The organism is Affinundibacterium seohonense (assembly GCF_014284305.1).
In the GTDB taxonomy this organism is placed as follows: domain Bacteria; phylum Pseudomonadota; class Gammaproteobacteria; order Burkholderiales; family Burkholderiaceae_D; genus Undibacterium; species Undibacterium seohonense.
The window spans coordinates 17,910-34,733 of record NZ_JACOFW010000018.1 but is presented as its reverse complement, the minus strand read 5'-3'; the positions used below and the strand labels follow the sequence as shown (position 1 = coordinate 34,733).

At 43.8% G+C, this 16,824-nt stretch carries 15 protein-coding genes; 7 read left to right on the top strand and 8 right to left on the bottom strand.

Going from position 1 to position 16,824, the window contains the following annotated elements:
• Positions 1 to 60 precede the first annotated feature (60 nt).
• Positions 61 to 729: an energy transducer TonB gene (locus H8K52_RS14700; RefSeq protein ID WP_186923669.1), complete on the bottom strand. Its 669-nt coding sequence runs from the start codon at positions 727 to 729 to the stop codon at positions 61 to 63.
• Between the two features lie 1,088 nt (positions 730 to 1,817).
• Here H8K52_RS14700 and fabI point away from each other — a divergent pair.
• Positions 1,818 to 2,600, top strand: coding sequence for an enoyl-ACP reductase FabI (fabI, locus tag H8K52_RS14695; RefSeq protein ID WP_186923668.1), 783 nt, complete (start codon positions 1,818 to 1,820; stop codon positions 2,598 to 2,600).
• Positions 2,601 to 2,617: 17 nt separating this feature from the next.
• Here fabI and H8K52_RS14690 read toward each other — a convergent pair whose 3' ends face one another.
• Genes H8K52_RS14690 through modA form a run of 4 tightly spaced genes read right to left on the bottom strand, consistent with a single transcriptional unit; the run spans position 2,618 to position 5,386 of the window.
• Entirely contained in the window at positions 2,618 to 3,505 is an 888-nt protein-coding gene (locus H8K52_RS14690) for an ATP-binding cassette domain-containing protein (RefSeq protein WP_186923667.1), read from the bottom strand.
• A complete protein-coding gene (gene modB / locus H8K52_RS14685) occupies positions 3,505 to 4,185 on the bottom strand; it encodes a molybdate ABC transporter permease subunit (protein WP_186923666.1) in 681 nt (226 codons plus the stop codon). The genes H8K52_RS14690 and modB overlap by 1 nt, the downstream gene beginning before the upstream one ends.
• Positions 4,182 to 4,595, bottom strand: a complete 414-nt coding sequence (locus H8K52_RS21820; RefSeq protein WP_186923665.1) for a TOBE domain-containing protein — start codon at positions 4,593 to 4,595, stop codon at positions 4,182 to 4,184. The genes modB and H8K52_RS21820 overlap by 4 nt, the downstream gene beginning before the upstream one ends.
• Positions 4,592 to 5,386, bottom strand: a complete 795-nt coding sequence (gene modA, locus H8K52_RS14675; RefSeq protein ID WP_246464560.1) for a molybdate ABC transporter substrate-binding protein — start codon at positions 5,384 to 5,386, stop codon at positions 4,592 to 4,594. Before modA ends, H8K52_RS21820 begins: the two co-directional genes overlap by 4 nt.
• A gap of 457 nt (positions 5,387 to 5,843) precedes the next feature.
• On the opposite strand from modA, the gene H8K52_RS14670 reads away from it, so the two are divergent.
• From H8K52_RS14670 to tal, 3 genes are all read left to right on the top strand, one after another.
• Positions 5,844 to 7,274: a DEAD/DEAH box helicase gene (locus H8K52_RS14670; RefSeq protein WP_186923664.1), complete on the top strand. Its 1,431-nt coding sequence runs from the start codon at positions 5,844 to 5,846 to the stop codon at positions 7,272 to 7,274.
• 172 nt (positions 7,275 to 7,446) lie between these two features.
• On the top strand, positions 7,447 to 8,490 hold the full coding sequence (gene selD / locus H8K52_RS14665) for a selenide, water dikinase SelD (RefSeq protein ID WP_186923663.1): 1,044 nt from the start codon (positions 7,447 to 7,449) through the stop codon (positions 8,488 to 8,490).
• Between the two features lie 32 nt (positions 8,491 to 8,522).
• Positions 8,523 to 9,458: a transaldolase gene (gene tal / locus H8K52_RS14660; RefSeq protein ID WP_222613796.1), complete on the top strand. Its 936-nt coding sequence runs from the start codon at positions 8,523 to 8,525 to the stop codon at positions 9,456 to 9,458.
• 176 nt (positions 9,459 to 9,634) lie between these two features.
• Here tal and maiA read toward each other — a convergent pair whose 3' ends face one another.
• The 3 genes from maiA to H8K52_RS14645 form a co-directional block, all read right to left on the bottom strand.
• Complete coding sequence (maiA, locus tag H8K52_RS14655; protein WP_186923662.1) at positions 9,635 to 10,291, bottom strand: maleylacetoacetate isomerase; 657 nt, start codon at positions 10,289 to 10,291, stop codon at positions 9,635 to 9,637.
• A 29-nt stretch (positions 10,292 to 10,320) separates the two neighbouring features.
• Positions 10,321 to 12,789, bottom strand: coding sequence for a DUF349 domain-containing protein (locus H8K52_RS14650; RefSeq protein WP_186923661.1), 2,469 nt, complete (start codon positions 12,787 to 12,789; stop codon positions 10,321 to 10,323).
• Positions 12,790 to 13,565: 776 nt separating this feature from the next.
• Positions 13,566 to 14,225, bottom strand: a complete 660-nt coding sequence (locus tag H8K52_RS14645; RefSeq protein ID WP_186923660.1) for a DUF1345 domain-containing protein — start codon at positions 14,223 to 14,225, stop codon at positions 13,566 to 13,568.
• A gap of 247 nt (positions 14,226 to 14,472) precedes the next feature.
• Here H8K52_RS14645 and H8K52_RS14640 point away from each other — a divergent pair, with 247 nt between their 5' ends.
• From H8K52_RS14640 to H8K52_RS14630, 3 genes are all read left to right on the top strand, one after another.
• On the top strand, positions 14,473 to 14,805 hold the full coding sequence (locus H8K52_RS14640) for a hypothetical protein (protein ID WP_186923659.1): 333 nt from the start codon (positions 14,473 to 14,475) through the stop codon (positions 14,803 to 14,805).
• A complete protein-coding gene (locus tag H8K52_RS14635; RefSeq protein ID WP_186923658.1) occupies positions 14,802 to 15,668 on the top strand; it encodes an HDOD domain-containing protein in 867 nt (288 codons plus the stop codon). The genes H8K52_RS14640 and H8K52_RS14635 overlap by 4 nt, the downstream gene beginning before the upstream one ends.
• Positions 15,669 to 15,894: 226 nt before the next feature.
• Complete coding sequence (locus tag H8K52_RS14630) at positions 15,895 to 16,794, top strand: GGDEF domain-containing protein (protein WP_246464558.1); 900 nt, start codon at positions 15,895 to 15,897, stop codon at positions 16,792 to 16,794.
• Positions 16,795 to 16,824 lie beyond the last annotated feature (30 nt).

Genomic DNA, 16,824 nt, shown 5'->3' with positions numbered 1-16,824 from the left:
TACGTTGGTTGTGAGTAAAACGATACTTTTTTATGACTCTTGTTACTTGTTGGCTCTGTTTTAATCAAGCTTCCAAACGTATTCAACTTGAGTCGTGGTAGCCTGCGGCTTGCCGTCCACTGTTCCAGGTTTGTTTTTGCACGAGCCTGATAACAATTGAGCGCGTACTGCATTATCTAGCCCCCTGAAACCACTAGACTTTGCGATTGCTACATCAGTGACTGTTCCATCTGCACCAATAGTAACTGTCAACCTTGTTACGCCAGTCTCTTCGTTACGCAATGAAGCGCGAGGATATTCTGGTGTACAACCGGACTGGTTAAAATCAACACGACCCGGAATAACAACTGGACCTGCAGACGGCTTCGGTGCTTCAGCTACAGGAGCTACTGTTTTTGTCAACGTATTTGTGTCTGGCTTAACGTTAGATACCGTCGAAATCGCGTTTGGTGATGGCGTTTGCTGCGCAACCTGCACCTCTGGAGGAGGAATAAACGGCGGCGGCGGCGTCATCAATTTTGGCGGCGGCGGTGGTGGTGTATCTGGTGGTGGCGGTGGCGGTGGTTTCGGTGGTTCTACCACAGCTTCCATCGGTTTCTGAATAAACTTAGCGATCTTACTACCTAAGCCGTTCATTAACGCCCAGCCCAAAATAATGTGAAAAACAATTACCAAACCTAAACCAAAAAATTTCTTTCCCGGTTCCTGTTGGCGTCCTGAAAAATCCATACCTACTCCTCCAATACCACAACAATTTCAATTAGGTTCAAACGCGCGAAACTTTAGCTTCAAATTGATTTATTCGATAGTCTTGAAAACTATCAACATCAACCCATTTAAACAACAAGCAATTCGCTCATCAATAAACTTCTATTGACTCACCGTTTGCGCCCCCATACACACGCTGAACTGTCAGAACCTCGGTTTTAACATACTCATGTGGGTATTACTATTTACTTACAAATCGTTTAGTCACCATGAGACGACTGCATTGCTTACTAGTACTACAATCGCCAAATTTAAACATATCTAGAAGATATACCAAAAATTGAAGCGGCTGTTTTATCTAAGTCATTCAAACATACTTCTTTAAATAACTATCAACAAAACATTGTTTTTTTAAAATCTTTGCGAAAAACAGCGCCTATTTTGACACAAGTGAAGCCGTGAATGGAAGTTGCTTCTATGCTGCTATGCAACATTAAATTACCTTAAAAACAAACACCTTCTTTTTCGCAGCATTAATTTAGGCTCAGTTTAGAAACAAATCTACAACAATAAATTGTAAAGTGATTTCAATTACAACAATAGCCAAGTCATCGACCGATATATTAACTTCGGCCACTGAGGCGATGATTCTAATAGGAAATACTTAAAATGTGTAAATTAATGCTGCTGCAGGGCAAAACAAACCATCCTGAAACACAGCAAAAACAATCACACATACTTCAAATGCGAATGCATCTGGATAATACTAGCAAATACTCAAGCAATTTGCGTTCAGTCATTAAATTTTGTGTACTCTCGATTTCGTTATTATTTGCCCTAACTCTCCTGAGCAACTACAATTCCGACCTGTCAGTAAATTCTGCGCCTGAACAAGATTTGAATTGTTTGCTTGGATTACATATGTGTTACGCAATTTTGAAGTATTCAAAATCAATGCTATGCAATGCCATTTCAAGATAGAGGTTCATGCTCATCAGCGCAGTAACATTCGTCTAAAAACCTTAGCGAAATCATGATGCGGCAAGATACCCGCCCTTTCTTTTACATAAAAGAAAAGCATTAAATATACGCTAACACCTGGAGTTGATATGGCATTTTTGCAAGGCAAGAAAATTCTCATTACTGGTTTATTATCAAACCGTTCTATCGCCTATGGCATCGCACAGGCTTGCCACCGCGAAGGCGCGGAGCTAGCCTTTACCTACGTAGGAGAACGCTTTAAAGATCGCATTACTGATTTCGCGAAGGAATTCAATAGTGAATTAGTCTTCGATTGCGATGTCAGCAGCGACGACCAGATAAACGCTGTATTTACAGACTTAGCGAAATCTTGGGAAAAATTGGATGGCGTGGTACATGCTATTGGTTTTGCCCCGCGCGAAGCCATTGCAGGCGATTTCCTAGACGGCTTCTCACGCGAGGCATTCCGCATTGCGCATGATATTTCTGCCTATAGCTTCCCAGCATTAGCAAAGGCCGCATTGCCTATGATGAATGAAAATTCCTCCCTGCTTACCCTGTCTTACCTAGGCGCGATCCGCGCAATTCCTTACTACAATACGATGGGCCTAGCAAAAGCCTCTTTGGAAGCAAGTGTCCGTTATCTGGCTGAGAATTTAGGCAAAAAAGGTATTCGCGTAAATGGTATTTCTGCCGGCCCAATCAAGACGTTGGCCGCGAGTGGAATTAAAGATTTCGGCACCTTACTAGGTTTTGTTGCAGAACATGCACCACTACGACGCAACGTGACGATTGAAGAAGTCGGCAATACTGCAGCCTTTCTGTTATCACCGTTAGCAAGCGGCATCACTGGCGAAATCACTTATGTCGACGGGGGATTCTCTCACGTCATGGGTCTGACTCCTGACTAATCAAATAGCAAATCAGCTCAATGTAGTCGTGTAATTTGTGGACTGAAAGCTTTGGTGGAGATTGCGATCTTGTCACCAACTTTCAGTCTTTTTACATCTTCATAAGCAGCAATAATCTCGATAATTTCTTGCCCTACTAAAAGCGAGAGAATATGGACAATCTCTTCCGAACGGATTGCCAATACTTGCGCATGTAAATGCAACTTCCCATGAGCTGCTTGCAGCAAAAAAACCTGATGCGGACTACCACGACGTACGACAAGACCATTTTTTAACTGCAAGACTTTTTGAGTCAACTTGAACACCTCGGCCATGTCGTGGCTAACCAAAATCATATTGAATCCAAATTCTTGATGCATCTTGAATAAATGATCTTGCATTTGCAGGCGAACATGCTGATCCAACGCGGACAAAGGTTCATCCAATAACAATAACTTAGGTTTACGGGCAAGCGCCCGTGCCAAGGCAACCCGTTGTTTTTGCCCACCAGACAATTGGTCGATCGACTGAAATCCTAAATTTTGTAAATCACTCATTTCCAGCAATTGATCTACCCAGTCACGAGCATCCTTACCTGCAGCAAATGCGATATTGTCTCGTACATTTAAATGGGGAAATAAGGCATAGTTTTGAAACACCATGCCGATAGAACGTGCGTGGGTTGGTACATTAACTCCGAGCAATGAATCAAACCAGACTTCATCATCAAATACAATGCGTCCATGGTCTGGAGCTGCTAGCCCGGCTAAGATCCGCAGTACGCTTGTCTTGCCTACACCAGATTGCCCATACAAGGCTAAGGCTTCCGCTCTATCTGTTTGGAACGCCAGATCCAATTCAAAATTTCCTTGCGAACCACTCAATTTTTTTTGAATTTGGACGTTTAAAAACGACTTTGTAGACATTAGAATTTTTCCGGGAATCGTCGCTTAGACACATACACAATTAGTAGAATGAAGAAACTCAACAAGACCAGCACTGATGAATAGAAATGAGCGGACGCATATTGCAAGCTTTCCACCTCATCATAAATCGCGATGGAAGCGACCTTGGTGACGCCTGGAATATTCCCACCGATCATCAACACGACACCGAATTCACCTATGGTATGGGCAAAACTTAAGACTACGCCACTCAAAATCGACGACTTCATATTTGGCAATAAAACCTTCCACAAAGTTTGTGTTTTCGTTTGACCTAGCGTGTATGCGGCATCGCGCAAGTCTGGCGGCAAATTCTGCAAGCCCGCCTGTAATGCCTGAACCATAAATGGCAAACTAAAGATGATTGATCCTATTAGAATCCCTGCAAAGCTAAAACTCAAACGCAAATCAAAATGGGTAACTAGCCATGCGCCAACGCCAGCTTGAGGATTAAAAGCCAATAACAAATAGAACCCTAATACCGAGGGTGGCAAAACCAAAGGCATGCTGATGAGCGATTCCCAGACGGGTTTCATACGACTCGTAGAAAATGCCAAGACATAGGCAATCGGCAATCCAATAAAAAATAGAATCGAAGTCGTCATCAAAGCAAGTTGAAAGCTAAGCCACAGCGGTTGCCAATCAAAGGACGCTAGACTCATAGCGCGTTCGTCCGCAACAGATTCATTTCGTTCGACTTCACCAAACCCTCAATATCATCTCCCAAACTCAGCGCTAATTTATGTGCAGATCGGCTGGTAATCACCGAATTGATCAGATAAGAGCCTGCGATGACAAAGACGACACGTGTCAGAACCTTTCCAATTTCCAAGCCAACAATTTTTCCTGGAAAACGATTCCTGAGGCTGATTTGGCCTTGCAGATTTTTAGCAATCGCAACTTCCATTTCATTAAAAATCAGGTTGACATCTTGATTCAATTTCCAAGATGAAAATTCTTCTGCAGTACCAAGTAAGCTCGCACTTAAATGCAAGTCACCGACCGCGACTTCAATCATAGCGATACTGCCTTCGGACTCGATACCAATTATTTTTCCGGGTAATTTATTCACGGTGCAGCATATCCATTTTTCTGCAAGATTGCTTTGGCCTTGGCGCTCGATAAAAATTCATAAAACTGCTGACTCATCTGAGGAGCATTTTCGCGCCCATGTTTAAGAATAATCACGCCCTGCGCTATCGGCGTATAACTATTTACAGGTAATTCTATCCATTGCCCCTTGCCGCGCATCTCCGCTGACACCACGACAGATTTGGCTGTAAAACCGACATCAACTAGGCCTGAGTAAATGTACTGATTCGTTTGTGAAATGCTCTCTGCATAAACAAGACGCGATTCTACTGCAGCGTCTAATTTATAAAATTTCAGTGCTCGCATGGTCTCCCTTCCATAGGGTGCAGTCTTTGGATTCGCAATCGCGATCTTTTGAATTTTTTCGTTTTCCAATAAGACTTGCCATGACTGTAAATCTATATTCTTGTTCGTCCATAACACCAGAGAACCATAAGCGTAAATCTTCGGTGCTGCGCTACTAAAACCTTGCTGATATAGTACATTTGGGTAATCCATATCGGCCGACATGAACACATCAAATGGCGCACCATTCGTAATTTGACTTACAAATTTACCTGAAGAATTAAAAATACCTTTTAATTCATGACCAGTTTGCTTTTTAAATTCCTCTTTTAAATCATCAAATGCAAATTGCACATTGGCAGCAACAGCCACACTCAAGGTATCGGCTTTACTAAAACCCATACTAAAAAAGCTCAAAGCGAAACTGATAGATAGCAGTTTCACATCGCGCATACAAACATTACTCACACGAATATTACATTTCATAATCTTAGCGATTTCACTTAAATAATCGAAGCAGCGCGTATTTTCGCTCATTTCTTTGAGTGACAAACACAACGAATTAAATAATCAAATCCAGATTGATTTTTCTTGAGCAATTTAAAGAGCCGTAAGTTTTTAGATGCGTGAAGATTGAAAATGCTGTATAGTCTCGTTTTTGCACTGCAATATAAATTGCCTTGCGATCTTTGTAGTAGGTAGCACCGTAGCCCTTGCGTATCGTGAATTATTGATACTGCCATGTAAAGCCCTCCCGCCCTGTATGTCTGGTTTCACACATAGACATCGTCCCGGCGCAAAGCTTTTGTGCCGAAATTTCATCGTATTCCTTATTTGTACCGTTTTCGGTACTGGTTTTCTTTGTTCATTTCGATTGGTTGACGCTGCTTTTTTGCGCGCTTGGTTTTTGCCCTGCGCAGATTAATAACGGAAGAAGAACACAATGACTTTTGAAACACTAGGCCTCCACACGTCCATCCTGCGCGCTATTGCTGATACAGGCTATACCACGCCAACAGCAGTACAAGAACAAGCCGTTCCTGCTGCGATTGCTGGTCGTGATTTATTGGTATCCTCACAAACTGGCTCAGGCAAAACTGCCGCCTTTATGCTGCCAGCTTTGCATAAATTTGCAGCCGCAGCGGATGATTTAACGCCATCTGCGAACAAAACACCAAATCAAGAACGTCAAGCAGCACGTTCACGTGGCGAGCGTCCACGTTTCCAAGCAGCTAAACCAAAAATGTTGGTATTGACACCAACACGTGAATTAGCTCTCCAAGTCACGACGGCAACAGACAAATACAGCGCGTATTCACGTCGTGTGAAAGCTGTTTCAATTCTGGGCGGCATGCCTTACCCAAAACAAATGCAACTTTTGTCACGTAATCCAGAAATTTTGGTGGCGACACCTGGCCGTTTGATCGACCATATGGAATCAGGCAAGATTGATTTTTCAGAATTAGAAATTTTGGTTCTAGACGAAGCGGATCGCATGTTGGACATGGGCTTTATCGACGATATCGAAAAAATCGTTGCAGCAACTCCAGAAACACGTCAAACCATGTTGTTCTCCGCAACTTTAGATGGCGTCGTTGGCAATATGGCTCGTCGCATTACCAAAGATCCAATGATTATTCAAATCGCTGGCTCTGCAACGAAGCACGAAAACATTCAACAAAAAGTGCATTTCGTTGATGACTTGTCCCACAAAAATCGTTTGCTCGATCATTTGTTACGTGATGAATCCTTGGATCAAGCCGTCGTATTTACCGCAACAAAACGTGATGCAGATACGATTGCTGATCGTTTGAATATCGCTGGTTTCGCTGCTGCTGCTTTACATGGCGACATGCACCAAGGTGCGCGTAACCGTACATTAGATTCTTTGCGTCGCGGCCAAGTTCGTGTTCTGGTAGCAACTGATGTTGCCGCACGCGGTATTGACGTTCCTGGCATTACGCACGTATTCAACTACGATTTACCTAAATTCCCAGAAGATTATGTACATCGTATTGGTCGTACTGGCCGCGCTGGACGTAAAGGTTTGGCAATTTCTCTGGTCAATCATGCAGAAAGCATGAACGTCAAACGGATCGAGCGTTTCACTAAACAATTGATTCCTGTCGATGTCATCGAAGGTTTTGAACCGAAAAAAGCTGCCATGGCAGCACGTGCACCAGCACGCAAAGCAAGTGGATGGAAACCAGGTGACAAGCGCACAACTGGCAATAGTTTTGGCAATAGCGCTAAGCCAGCACAACGTAGTTTTAGCAAGCCAAACGCAGCACCACGTAGTGAAGGTGGCGGTTTTGGTGGTGGCGCTAAATCACGTTTCGGCGATGCTAACCGCCGTACTTTTGGCGACCGTTAATTGACGATTAGCCACGCACAAACATAGCGTAGGCGAATTTAGCAAAACGAAAAAAGCGATCTCTGCGAGGTCGCTTTTTTTATATGTAACAAATCTACGCTGAGTTTTTTCGACTTTGCTCGTGCTCTCCCCTATAATCAACACTCCATTCTCTAATGTCAGCGTCAAATTCATGAGCACAGAACCGATACGTCTCACTTCATTTTCACATGGCGGTGGCTGTGGTTGCAAAATTGCACCCGGAGTTTTGGCAGAAATTCTAAAAAATTCATCTGGCTTTCCCCTTCCAGAAGCCTTAATGGTCGGCATCGAAACCTCGGATGATGCTGCAGTTTATCGACTCAATGACGAGCAAGCATTGATCGCTACTACCGATTTCTTCATGCCGATTGTCGATGATCCTTATGATTTTGGTCGCATCGCCGCCACTAATGCGATTTCGGATGTTTTCGCTATGGGTGGTACACCGATCATGGCGCTGGCCTTGGTTGGCATGCCCATCAATCAGATACCACTTGATGTCATTGGTAAAATCATCCAAGGTGGTGAAAGCATTTGTCGTGAAGCTGGAATTCCTATTGCTGGCGGTCACAGCATCGATTCGGTGGAGCCGATTTATGGTTTAGTGGTCATGGGATTAATTCACCCTTCTAAAGTTAAACGTAATTCAAACGCTCGGGTCGGCGACAAACTCATTCTCAGTAAACCGCTAGGCGTTGGTATCCTGTCTGCGGCACTCAAAAAACAAAAACTGGATGAAGCAGGCTATATCAGCATGATCGCAAACACGACCAAGCTCAATAAGCCTGGACAAGGACTTTCGCAGTTAGACGGCGTGCACGCGATGACTGATGTGACAGGCTTTGGCTTACTGGGTCATTTACTAGAAATTTGTCGCGGCGCGCAAGTGGCAGCGCACATCAACGTAGCTGACATTCCGCTCCTACCGCAAGTCAAAGACTTGGCGATGGCAGGTTGCATCACTGGCGCCTCGGCAAGAAATTTTGCCGCTTACGGTGCAGATGTCGTCCTCAATGAAACTGATGCGATCATGCAAGCATTATTGAGCGACCCGCAAACATCGGGCGGCTTACTAGTTGCCTGCTCCCCTGAAACAGTTGAATTAGTCTTGGAATTATTTCATAAGAATGATTTTCAAGATGCCGCAGTCATCGGCGAAATTGTCGCTGGTACCCCACAAGTGCACATCAAATAATTTATTTTCCGAACCCAATATCGACTTCTATCATGAATCAATTAGAACAACTCAAACAATACACAACCGTCGTCGCAGACACTGGTGATTTTCAATCCATGCAGGCTTACACACCGCGCGATGCCACCACCAATCCTTCACTCATTTTGAAGGCAGTGCAAAAGCCCGAATATCAACCATTGCTAGCACAAGCGGTAACCCAAAATGCTGTTAAATCAACCGATGCGATTATCGATCAATTGCTCATCAGTTTCGGTGTCAAGATTCTAGAAATCGTACCAGGTCGAGTCTCCACTGAAACTGATGCTCGTCTTTCATTCGATACGCAAGCGACAGTCGCCAAAGGCCGTCAATTGATCGCCTTATATGAAGCGGCAGGTATTCCACGTGAGCGTATTTTGATCAAGATAGCGTCAACTTGGGAAGGAATCCGTGCGGCGGAAATTCTTGAGAAGGAAGGCATACGCTGCAATATGACCTTACTGTTCTCCTTGGCACAAGCAGCGGCCTGTGCCGAAGCTGGCGCACAATTGATCTCCCCTTTCGTTGGACGTATTTACGATTGGTTTAAAAAGCAAACAGGTCAGGAAATTTTTGGTGCTGAAGATCCAGGCGTTTTATCAGTAAAGCGTATCTACAATTACTATCGTAAATTTGGCTACAAAACAGAGATCATGGGTGCCAGCTTCCGTAACACTTCACAAATTTTAGAATTGGCGGGCTGTGACCTGCTTACGATCAGCCCAGATCTTTTGCAGAAGCTCAACGATACCGAAACAAAGGTCGCGCCGAAATTGAATCCAGAAGCGGCTTTGGCATCGGATCTGGAAAAGCTCGACATCAATGAACAATCCTTCCGTTTCATGCTCAACGAAGATGCGATGGCGACTGAAAAATTGGCAGAAGGTATTCGTCTGTTTTGCGCCGATACGATCAAATTAGAGGCGATCATTGCAGGGATGCGCTAATCCAGCTAATACAGCTAATACAGCTAATGCAGCTAATACAGCTAATACAGCTAATACAGCTAATACAGCTAATTTTGTCTTCCAAGCAGAAAAAACGATAGCAATGTAAGACTCGAAAATAAAAGAAGCCCCCGTGAAATTTTCTTACGGGGGCTTTTTCAAAACCAAATTCTTCTTTATTCAGCGTCTGCTTGATTTGCAGGAGCAGCGTTTTTAAATGCATCTAGCGCTAAGCAGCGATCATTAATTTCCAGAATCACCGGCATATTACTTAAGTCAGATTGAAATCTTTGCGCATTAAAAATTTGCGGAATCAAACAACAATCCGCCATCCCCGGTTGATCACCAAAACAAAACAAACCACGTCGCGGATCACTAGCCAAGCGTTGCTCGATTGCTTGCAAACCCAGTTCGCACCAATGGCGATACCAGGCATTTTTTTGATCATCGCTAGCACCAAAATTTGCCGTCAAATACTTCAAAATCCGCAGATTATTGACGGGATGAATGTCGCATGCCACAGCTAAAGACAAAGAACGAACATAGGCACGATCATCAATTGCCTTCGGTAACAAAGGCGTTTCTGGATATTTCTCCTCCAAGTATTCGATGATTGCCAATGACTGACTTAAGGCCAATTGACGCCCTTCATACTCATCAACCAAAGCTGGCACCAAGGACTCTGGATTCACGGCTTTGAACAATTCCGAAAACTGCTCGCCACCATTCCTCACCAAATGTACAGGAATCTGTTCGTAACTCACACCCTTCAAATTCAGTGCAATACGTACCCGATAGGACGCGGAACTACGAAAATAACCGTATAACTGCATATTCTTCCCTTTAATTATTTACATGCGTACTAAGCGAATAAACTGGTATCCAGTTTTGCGATGAGACTTTGCAGACGGTGAACACGGCTGTCATTTTGACTTACGGACAAACCAATTAATTTAAAGATTAGCTCCTGCACTTGTTGCTTATCCCCGCCGCTTCGCAGTGCTTGTTGTAGTACCTCAATTTGCTTTTGCAAACGCTCTTCACTCAAAGCTGCCGGACTATCAACACCAAGCAAGATTTCTAGATGCAGACACATCGCATCCCATTGTTTTCCATTGTCTTGCAACTGCTGGCGACATTGATCAATGCTTTCCGTACTGATCTTGGCGACAAACTGAAAGCGTGTCTTCAATACATTATTCAATTTTGCGCTTCCAAGCGCTAATTCTTCCCACTGTTTCACAACTGAAGCGACTTGCTCACTCCAATTGTGTTCAGCCTCTACAGCCGATTCCAGTTGTTGGCAGAAACTGAGTCCGTCCAAAAATTGCTGCAATTTTTGCTGACGTACCTGGGACTGCAATTGTTCAATCGCATCCTGCAAGCGCTGAATTTGTCCCTGAAAGTCTTTATCAATTTGTTGCTCTTGGGCGCGAGGTACGTGACCGATTGCACGCCATTCTGTATTCGCTTTTTCGATCACGCGACGAATACTTGCTTGGTCTGTCGTTTCTTCTAATGCCAATTGCTGACAAATGGCTAGTTTAGCTTCCAAATTTTGCTGACGTTGTTGATCCGCTGATTCTGCAACTTTACGCTTTTTTTCAAAAACGCCATCACAAGCCGCGCGGAAACGCTCCCATAATTTCTGTTCATCTCTACGCTGTAAAGGCACCATTGCCGCCTGCAATTGCCAACGCTGCTGTAGACTTCTTAACTGATTGATCGATGATTTTTGTGTAGCATCGAGTGACTCAACTTCGGCAATCATTTTCTCACGCGACAAAATTTCTTCTTTTTGTCTTTGCTCTAAAGGTGCCTCCAAGGAGGACAATAAATCTTCAAACGCTGTTTCTAAACGCGCTTTGTCTTTACGATCAACAGGACCGAGCTTCTTCCACTCCTGCTGCATTTCCAATATTTTGGCACGCAATAATTTCCAATCCTGAAAATCATTCAAATACTGCACCGCCTCTGCCGAAAGCCGTGCAAGTAACTCCTCTGCTTTGTGTAAGTTTGATTTGCGGACATCTGCTTGGTTTTGAAAATGTAAGGCTGCAGGTGCATAAACCAGATTGCAAGCAGCGTCAAAACGTAACCACAACTCTTTCGGCGCACCGCCGCCTTTCGTTTCCATCTGTTTCCATTGCTCACGGAGAGCAGAAACGGTCTCGACGATCTCTTTCGGCGTCAAGCTCAGTGTCGTCAATTTTTCTGCGGTGCTGATGAGTTCATCACGCGATACATTGCCGCTCCACTTTGCCCAAGACATCAAATTCGATAACTCTTTGCGGGCACTATTCAAACGCTCTTTCAGCGCCGCACTCATCTGAAACTGACGATAGTTCTGTTTGGTGTCGATCTCTTGTAATTTCTTTTCGATTTGACGTGCGGATTGAATGCTGCCCTGCTCCAAAGCCTCCTCAAATTGCGATACCAATTCTTCGATCTGGGCCAAGCTTAAATTGATAACGAGTTCAGAATTTTTTGGTCGTTTGACGACAACTTCAGTGGGTTTGATAACTTTCGGCTCTGCTGCCGAATTGACTTCTGTGTTCAAACCATGACTTTGATCTTGTGTCTGCACAGTTTTGTCTTGCCCAGCTCGCTCAAACATCGCGATTTTGTTCTGAACATCGCTCAGTAAATTTTTAGGCAACGCCGCAACAAGTGAACTACTCGCACATGTAGAAACGACTTCTTTCCATTGCGTCAGTTGGGAGGCAACATCGCCCTCAGCTAAATCCTGAGCTTGAGCCACTTCTTGCTGCACTTGCAAAAGTTTTCTCTGCAATTCCATTTGCGAATTTAGTCGCGATTGCAAAGTAACTCGTCGCTCATCCAGAAGTGGAGAGAACTCGGCTGGAAATGGCGTTAACTGCGCTACCTGTTTGTCTAATTCAATTAGTTGATTTGCCAACACGATATCTTGTGACAACAATTGGTCTGCTTGTTGCAAACAGGCTTGCGCTGCCGTGATGATTCGCGCATGTTCCGCGATTTTTTCCAGACGCGTCTGCATTAACTTGGCCACACGTTTATCCGTATTCCGTGTCGCTTGCAGAGCCTGCTCAAGACAAGCAACTGAATAAAGATTCTGTGCCGCCGCGTAGCGACCATCTGCGAAATCACAATTCAGCAAAAGCGCCAATGTATCTTCTTCATTCTTGGCGCATGCGTCGATTTTTTGTCGGTATTCTAGTCGCTCTTGTTCTTTGTTTTTTTGTTTGACTTCCTCGTTATGTATTTTTTGCAAACTTTGTGCCATTACTTGTTCGTCAAGTTTGTTGGATGAGCGACGCGAAACCAATTTAGAGAGAAATTCAAACATAGAGATTCTTGTATATCTGCAAAAGGAGAAAGCAAACATCATAACAAGACTTGTGCCAATTTCGCAAAATTAGATAGGGTGCGGCATCGATCACAGGTGCATTTGAAAGACTAATGCTGGCAGGCCAATATAAAAAAATTCCCGCACGATGCTGCGCGAGAGGTATTGAAACCTCAAAGTAAAGCACTCAGCCAGGGCGTGGTCACGTCGAATGCGAAGTCGTGCCATGAACAATGTTTTGCCAGTTCTTTGCGTGATACATCTTGTTGCAAATTCACGAACAATAACTTGTGCACCTAATCATGACTCTGGCGTTATTGAGCTACGAACTAAATTTGGGGGACCAATAATGAATATTCTCAATTTCAAACGAATAATGTCTGGCCTTATTTGCCTCTGCCTTACCAGTATCAGTTTGTATGGTCATGCAAACAGCCGCGATGAATGGAATCAACCTCGTCACCGTGAAACTCAATATCACGGCTCACAACACATTTACTATCCCAAATATCGTGCCTACTTTGCGCCACACTCAAAAACCTGGTTTTGGCTAGAAGGATCTTATTGGCGATCTAGCTATCGTAGACCTCATGGGATCAATGTACAAATCGGTGGTATCCCGATTTTGTTGAGACATTCTGAGCCCTACTATGAGCACCGTTATATAGAAGCTCGTCATCCCCGCCCCAACTATGTCATTCGTGAATATCGACATCCGCATCACCGTCGACACCACCAAGGCAGACATGAGTACCAAGCTTGGTGAGCTTGAATAATTAATTGCCTACTATTCCTGCTGCGATATTGATCGAAAAGCCCAAAATTGCAGCATTAAACATAAAGCTCAAGATCGAATGCGCCAGTACCGTACGGCGCATTTGACGAGTGACCACCACAATATCCGAAGTCTGCATCGCGACTGAGATTGTGAATGAGAAATAGAGAAAATCCCAATAGTCCGGCGTGTCGTCATGATTCGGAAAACTGAGTGCACGCAGGTCTTTTGGTGAACGATAATATAAGACCGCATAATGAAACGTAAAAATCGTTCCCAATAAAAACCATGCTCCTAACACCGTCATACCGGCAAACAAATACTTCAGCAACTTCATCTCTGCGGTCAATTCACGCAAGTGGCTTAACTCAAAAATGATGGCCAGCAAACTAACGGTCGCTGATGTCACCAAAATCAACAAAACAGCTAAAGCACTACTATCTTCACGTTGTGCTACCTTGATAACACTCTGATGACTTGAGCCGAAAAATAGTGAAGTTAAAAGTATGAGATAAGTCCACGTTGCTAAGTTCCAGCAAAGTAATGCACGACTAATCACACTCCAATCATCCGGAAGGATAAAAAAACTCATCACGCCTAACAAAAATGTGAACAGGAATCGTGACCGATGCGCGATGACATCTCGAAAAAATTTCTTCATAATTTATTTTTCACACTTAAGTTCTCTGCAAGCAACTATCAAGAAAAAACTGATATTCTTCTTACTATACGCGCCAAGTGACATTGCACACCGACGAGTTGTCCTCTGGCGATCCCTCGTCAGTCGCCACTCAGGTTTTCCTGTTTTGCTCCGAAAACCAAACAAACGAGTATGCTCGCTAAATTACAACAATGTTTCATATTTCAACTAGAAAATCATTACACTAGCGTAACAGGAGATTTTCCCCATGAATAAGAAACACCGATATGTTCCACTAGAACAAATTATTCCAGGAACAGTCTTGGCCGACGAGTTATTAGATAAACTCGGCCATGTGCTACTCCCTGCCGGGACTTCACTCACGCCAGCCATACTCAAAGCGGTTGCGAACCACAACATACACCACCTTTCGATCACGATTGATCATGATCAAAGCGAAGATGAAGTGCATGCCGATGCGGAGAATAAAGCACATCAATTACAACGTTTAGAAAAAATTTTCCGTCACGCACCGTACGAAAAACCGACCGAAACACTGAGAACTTACATTGAACGCTATCGAAGGAACGAGACATCATGATACCGTCAATCACCGATCACAACGACGATCAAATTTCGCTCGAGGAAGTCATTAACAAACTTAATGACCTACCAAGCTTGCCTGAAATCACCACAGAGATGCTCAACGATTTAAACAACGAGGACATCAGCCTAGATAGTTTGATAGAAAAAGTGTCAATGGATCAAGCGCTAGCAGCAAAAGTCCTCAAACTCGCGAATACTTCCTACTATGGTGCCAATTCAAAAGTCGTCACAATTCAACAGGCAGTGTCTTTGCTCGGCACTGAACATTTGAAAAATTTGATTCGTACCACGATATTCACCAATCACTTACCGCATGCACAATGCCGTGGATTTGATAGTAAAGCTTACTGGCGTCACAATATCGCGACAGCAATTTGTGCTGAATTAATTTCGCGTACGCTTCATATGAAGCACGATTTCGCGTTTACCGCTGGCCTATTGCATGACATTGGTCGCTTGGTTTTGGTCATGAAATTCCCCAAAAAATACGAACAAGTTATTACATGTGCGAAGGAAAGCGACTGCTCCTTGCTTGATGCAGAACGTGCCGTACTTGGTGTTGATCATGTCGCAGTAGGACTAATTTTGGCTTTGCAATGGAATTTTTCCGATGCCATTCAAGATGCCATTCGCGGTCATCACTCTCCCGAGGACAAAGATCTCAACTCTCTAGCATCCATCGTACATGTTGCAAATTCCATCGTACATGCACTTGATTTAAGTGAAGTTGAAGATGAACTAGTTCCACCCATTTCACAATTTGCTTGGGATAATTTAGGGCTTAACGAAGAAGCCTATATTTCGATTTTTCATGAAACGGAATTACGCTTTGAAGCCATGAATCAGATTCTGCATTAGGTGGGTCACACCACCAGCATAGATGTAATTTGAAGCTCTAAGTTAAAGACAAGACCTCAGATTCCTTCACTAACTACGCAAATTTACGAATAAAATAGCATCATAAACTTGTCAATAATTTGCCTACATTAAATTTGAGGATACTTTGGAACATTTGAAGCATTTTCGGGATACAGATTTCAAAGTAAGTGACATCCAACTTTTCAAGAACATCAATAAAGATGACTTGATAATTGTAAAAAATAAGTTGGACTCCTGCCCTGTTGTACAGGCTAAGTCGGGCGACATCATTCTTGACAGCCAGAGCTCAGGCGCATGTCTCTACGTCGTCTTATCAGGAATATTGGCACAGGCTTCCAATACTTCACGTCGTCAATTAGAGAACGCCAGCACCCAATATTTTGCCGGTGAATGTGTGGGCGAAATTTCAGTATTAGATGAAGAGGCAAGTACCGCAACCATAGCAGCGATGACCGATGCCGAACTATTGTTGATTGATGCGCCAATCATGTGGCACCTGATTGATGAGTCCAACGGTGTAGCGCGCAATCTCTTACAGCTACTCTCGTTTCGCATTCGTGCCGCCAATGCACAATTACGCAATCGCCAAAAAGTCGGAGAATTTTATCGACAGTTGTCGATGGTCGATGGACTAACGGGCTTACACAATCGCTCTTGGCTCAACACCCAATTGCCCGGCTTAATTGACAATGCTCATGCGACTCAAACCGAGCTCGGTATTATCATGTTGGATCTCGATCACTTTAAAAAATTCAATGACAATTACGGTCATGTGATGGGTGACGAAGCTCTGCAGGCTGCAGCAAAAATAATTAGTTCTGGCCTGCGCCCGAGTGATTTTGCCGCACGTTATGGCGGGGAAGAAATGATCATTATTCTTCCCAATACCAGTAGGGAATCAGCGTTGGTGGTCGCGGAACGTTTGTGTGACAGGATACGCCATGTAGAAATTTTCAAAAACGACATCAAAGCATTACCGCATATCACGGCCTCCTTAGGATTGGCCACGCTATGCAGTGGTCAAGATGGACTAGCGATCATCGCTGCTGCAGATGCCGCACTTTATCGCGCGAAAGAACGTGGCAGAGATCAAGTTGCACTTTAACGAGGTCAAAACAAATTCATTTTTTGCGTC

What these genes read in the sequence shown, in the direction of transcription:
- H8K52_RS14700 (WP_186923669.1), bottom strand. Translation starts at nt 729, where the DNA reads ATGGATTTTTCAGGACGCCAACAGGAACCGGGAAAGAAATTTTTTGGT.
- fabI (WP_186923668.1), top strand. Translation starts at nt 1,818, where the DNA reads ATGGCATTTTTGCAAGGCAAGAAAATTCTCATTACTGGTTTATTATCA.
- H8K52_RS14690 (WP_186923667.1), bottom strand. Translation starts at nt 3,505, where the DNA reads ATGTCTACAAAGTCGTTTTTAAACGTCCAAATTCAAAAAAAATTGAGT.
- modB (WP_186923666.1), bottom strand. Translation starts at nt 4,185, where the DNA reads ATGAGTCTAGCGTCCTTTGATTGGCAACCGCTGTGGCTTAGCTTTCAA.
- modA (WP_246464560.1), bottom strand. Translation starts at nt 5,386, where the DNA reads ATGAAATGTAATATTCGTGTGAGTAATGTTTGTATGCGCGATGTGAAA.
- H8K52_RS14670 (WP_186923664.1), top strand. Translation starts at nt 5,844, where the DNA reads ATGACTTTTGAAACACTAGGCCTCCACACGTCCATCCTGCGCGCTATT.
- selD (WP_186923663.1), top strand. Translation starts at nt 7,447, where the DNA reads ATGAGCACAGAACCGATACGTCTCACTTCATTTTCACATGGCGGTGGC.
- tal (WP_222613796.1), top strand. Translation starts at nt 8,523, where the DNA reads ATGAATCAATTAGAACAACTCAAACAATACACAACCGTCGTCGCAGAC.
- maiA (WP_186923662.1), bottom strand. Translation starts at nt 10,291, where the DNA reads ATGCAGTTATACGGTTATTTTCGTAGTTCCGCGTCCTATCGGGTACGT.
- H8K52_RS14650 (WP_186923661.1), bottom strand. Translation starts at nt 12,789, where the DNA reads ATGTTTGAATTTCTCTCTAAATTGGTTTCGCGTCGCTCATCCAACAAA.
- H8K52_RS14645 (WP_186923660.1), bottom strand. Translation starts at nt 14,225, where the DNA reads ATGAAGAAATTTTTTCGAGATGTCATCGCGCATCGGTCACGATTCCTG.
- H8K52_RS14640 (WP_186923659.1), top strand. Translation starts at nt 14,473, where the DNA reads ATGAATAAGAAACACCGATATGTTCCACTAGAACAAATTATTCCAGGA.
- H8K52_RS14635 (WP_186923658.1), top strand. Translation starts at nt 14,802, where the DNA reads ATGATACCGTCAATCACCGATCACAACGACGATCAAATTTCGCTCGAG.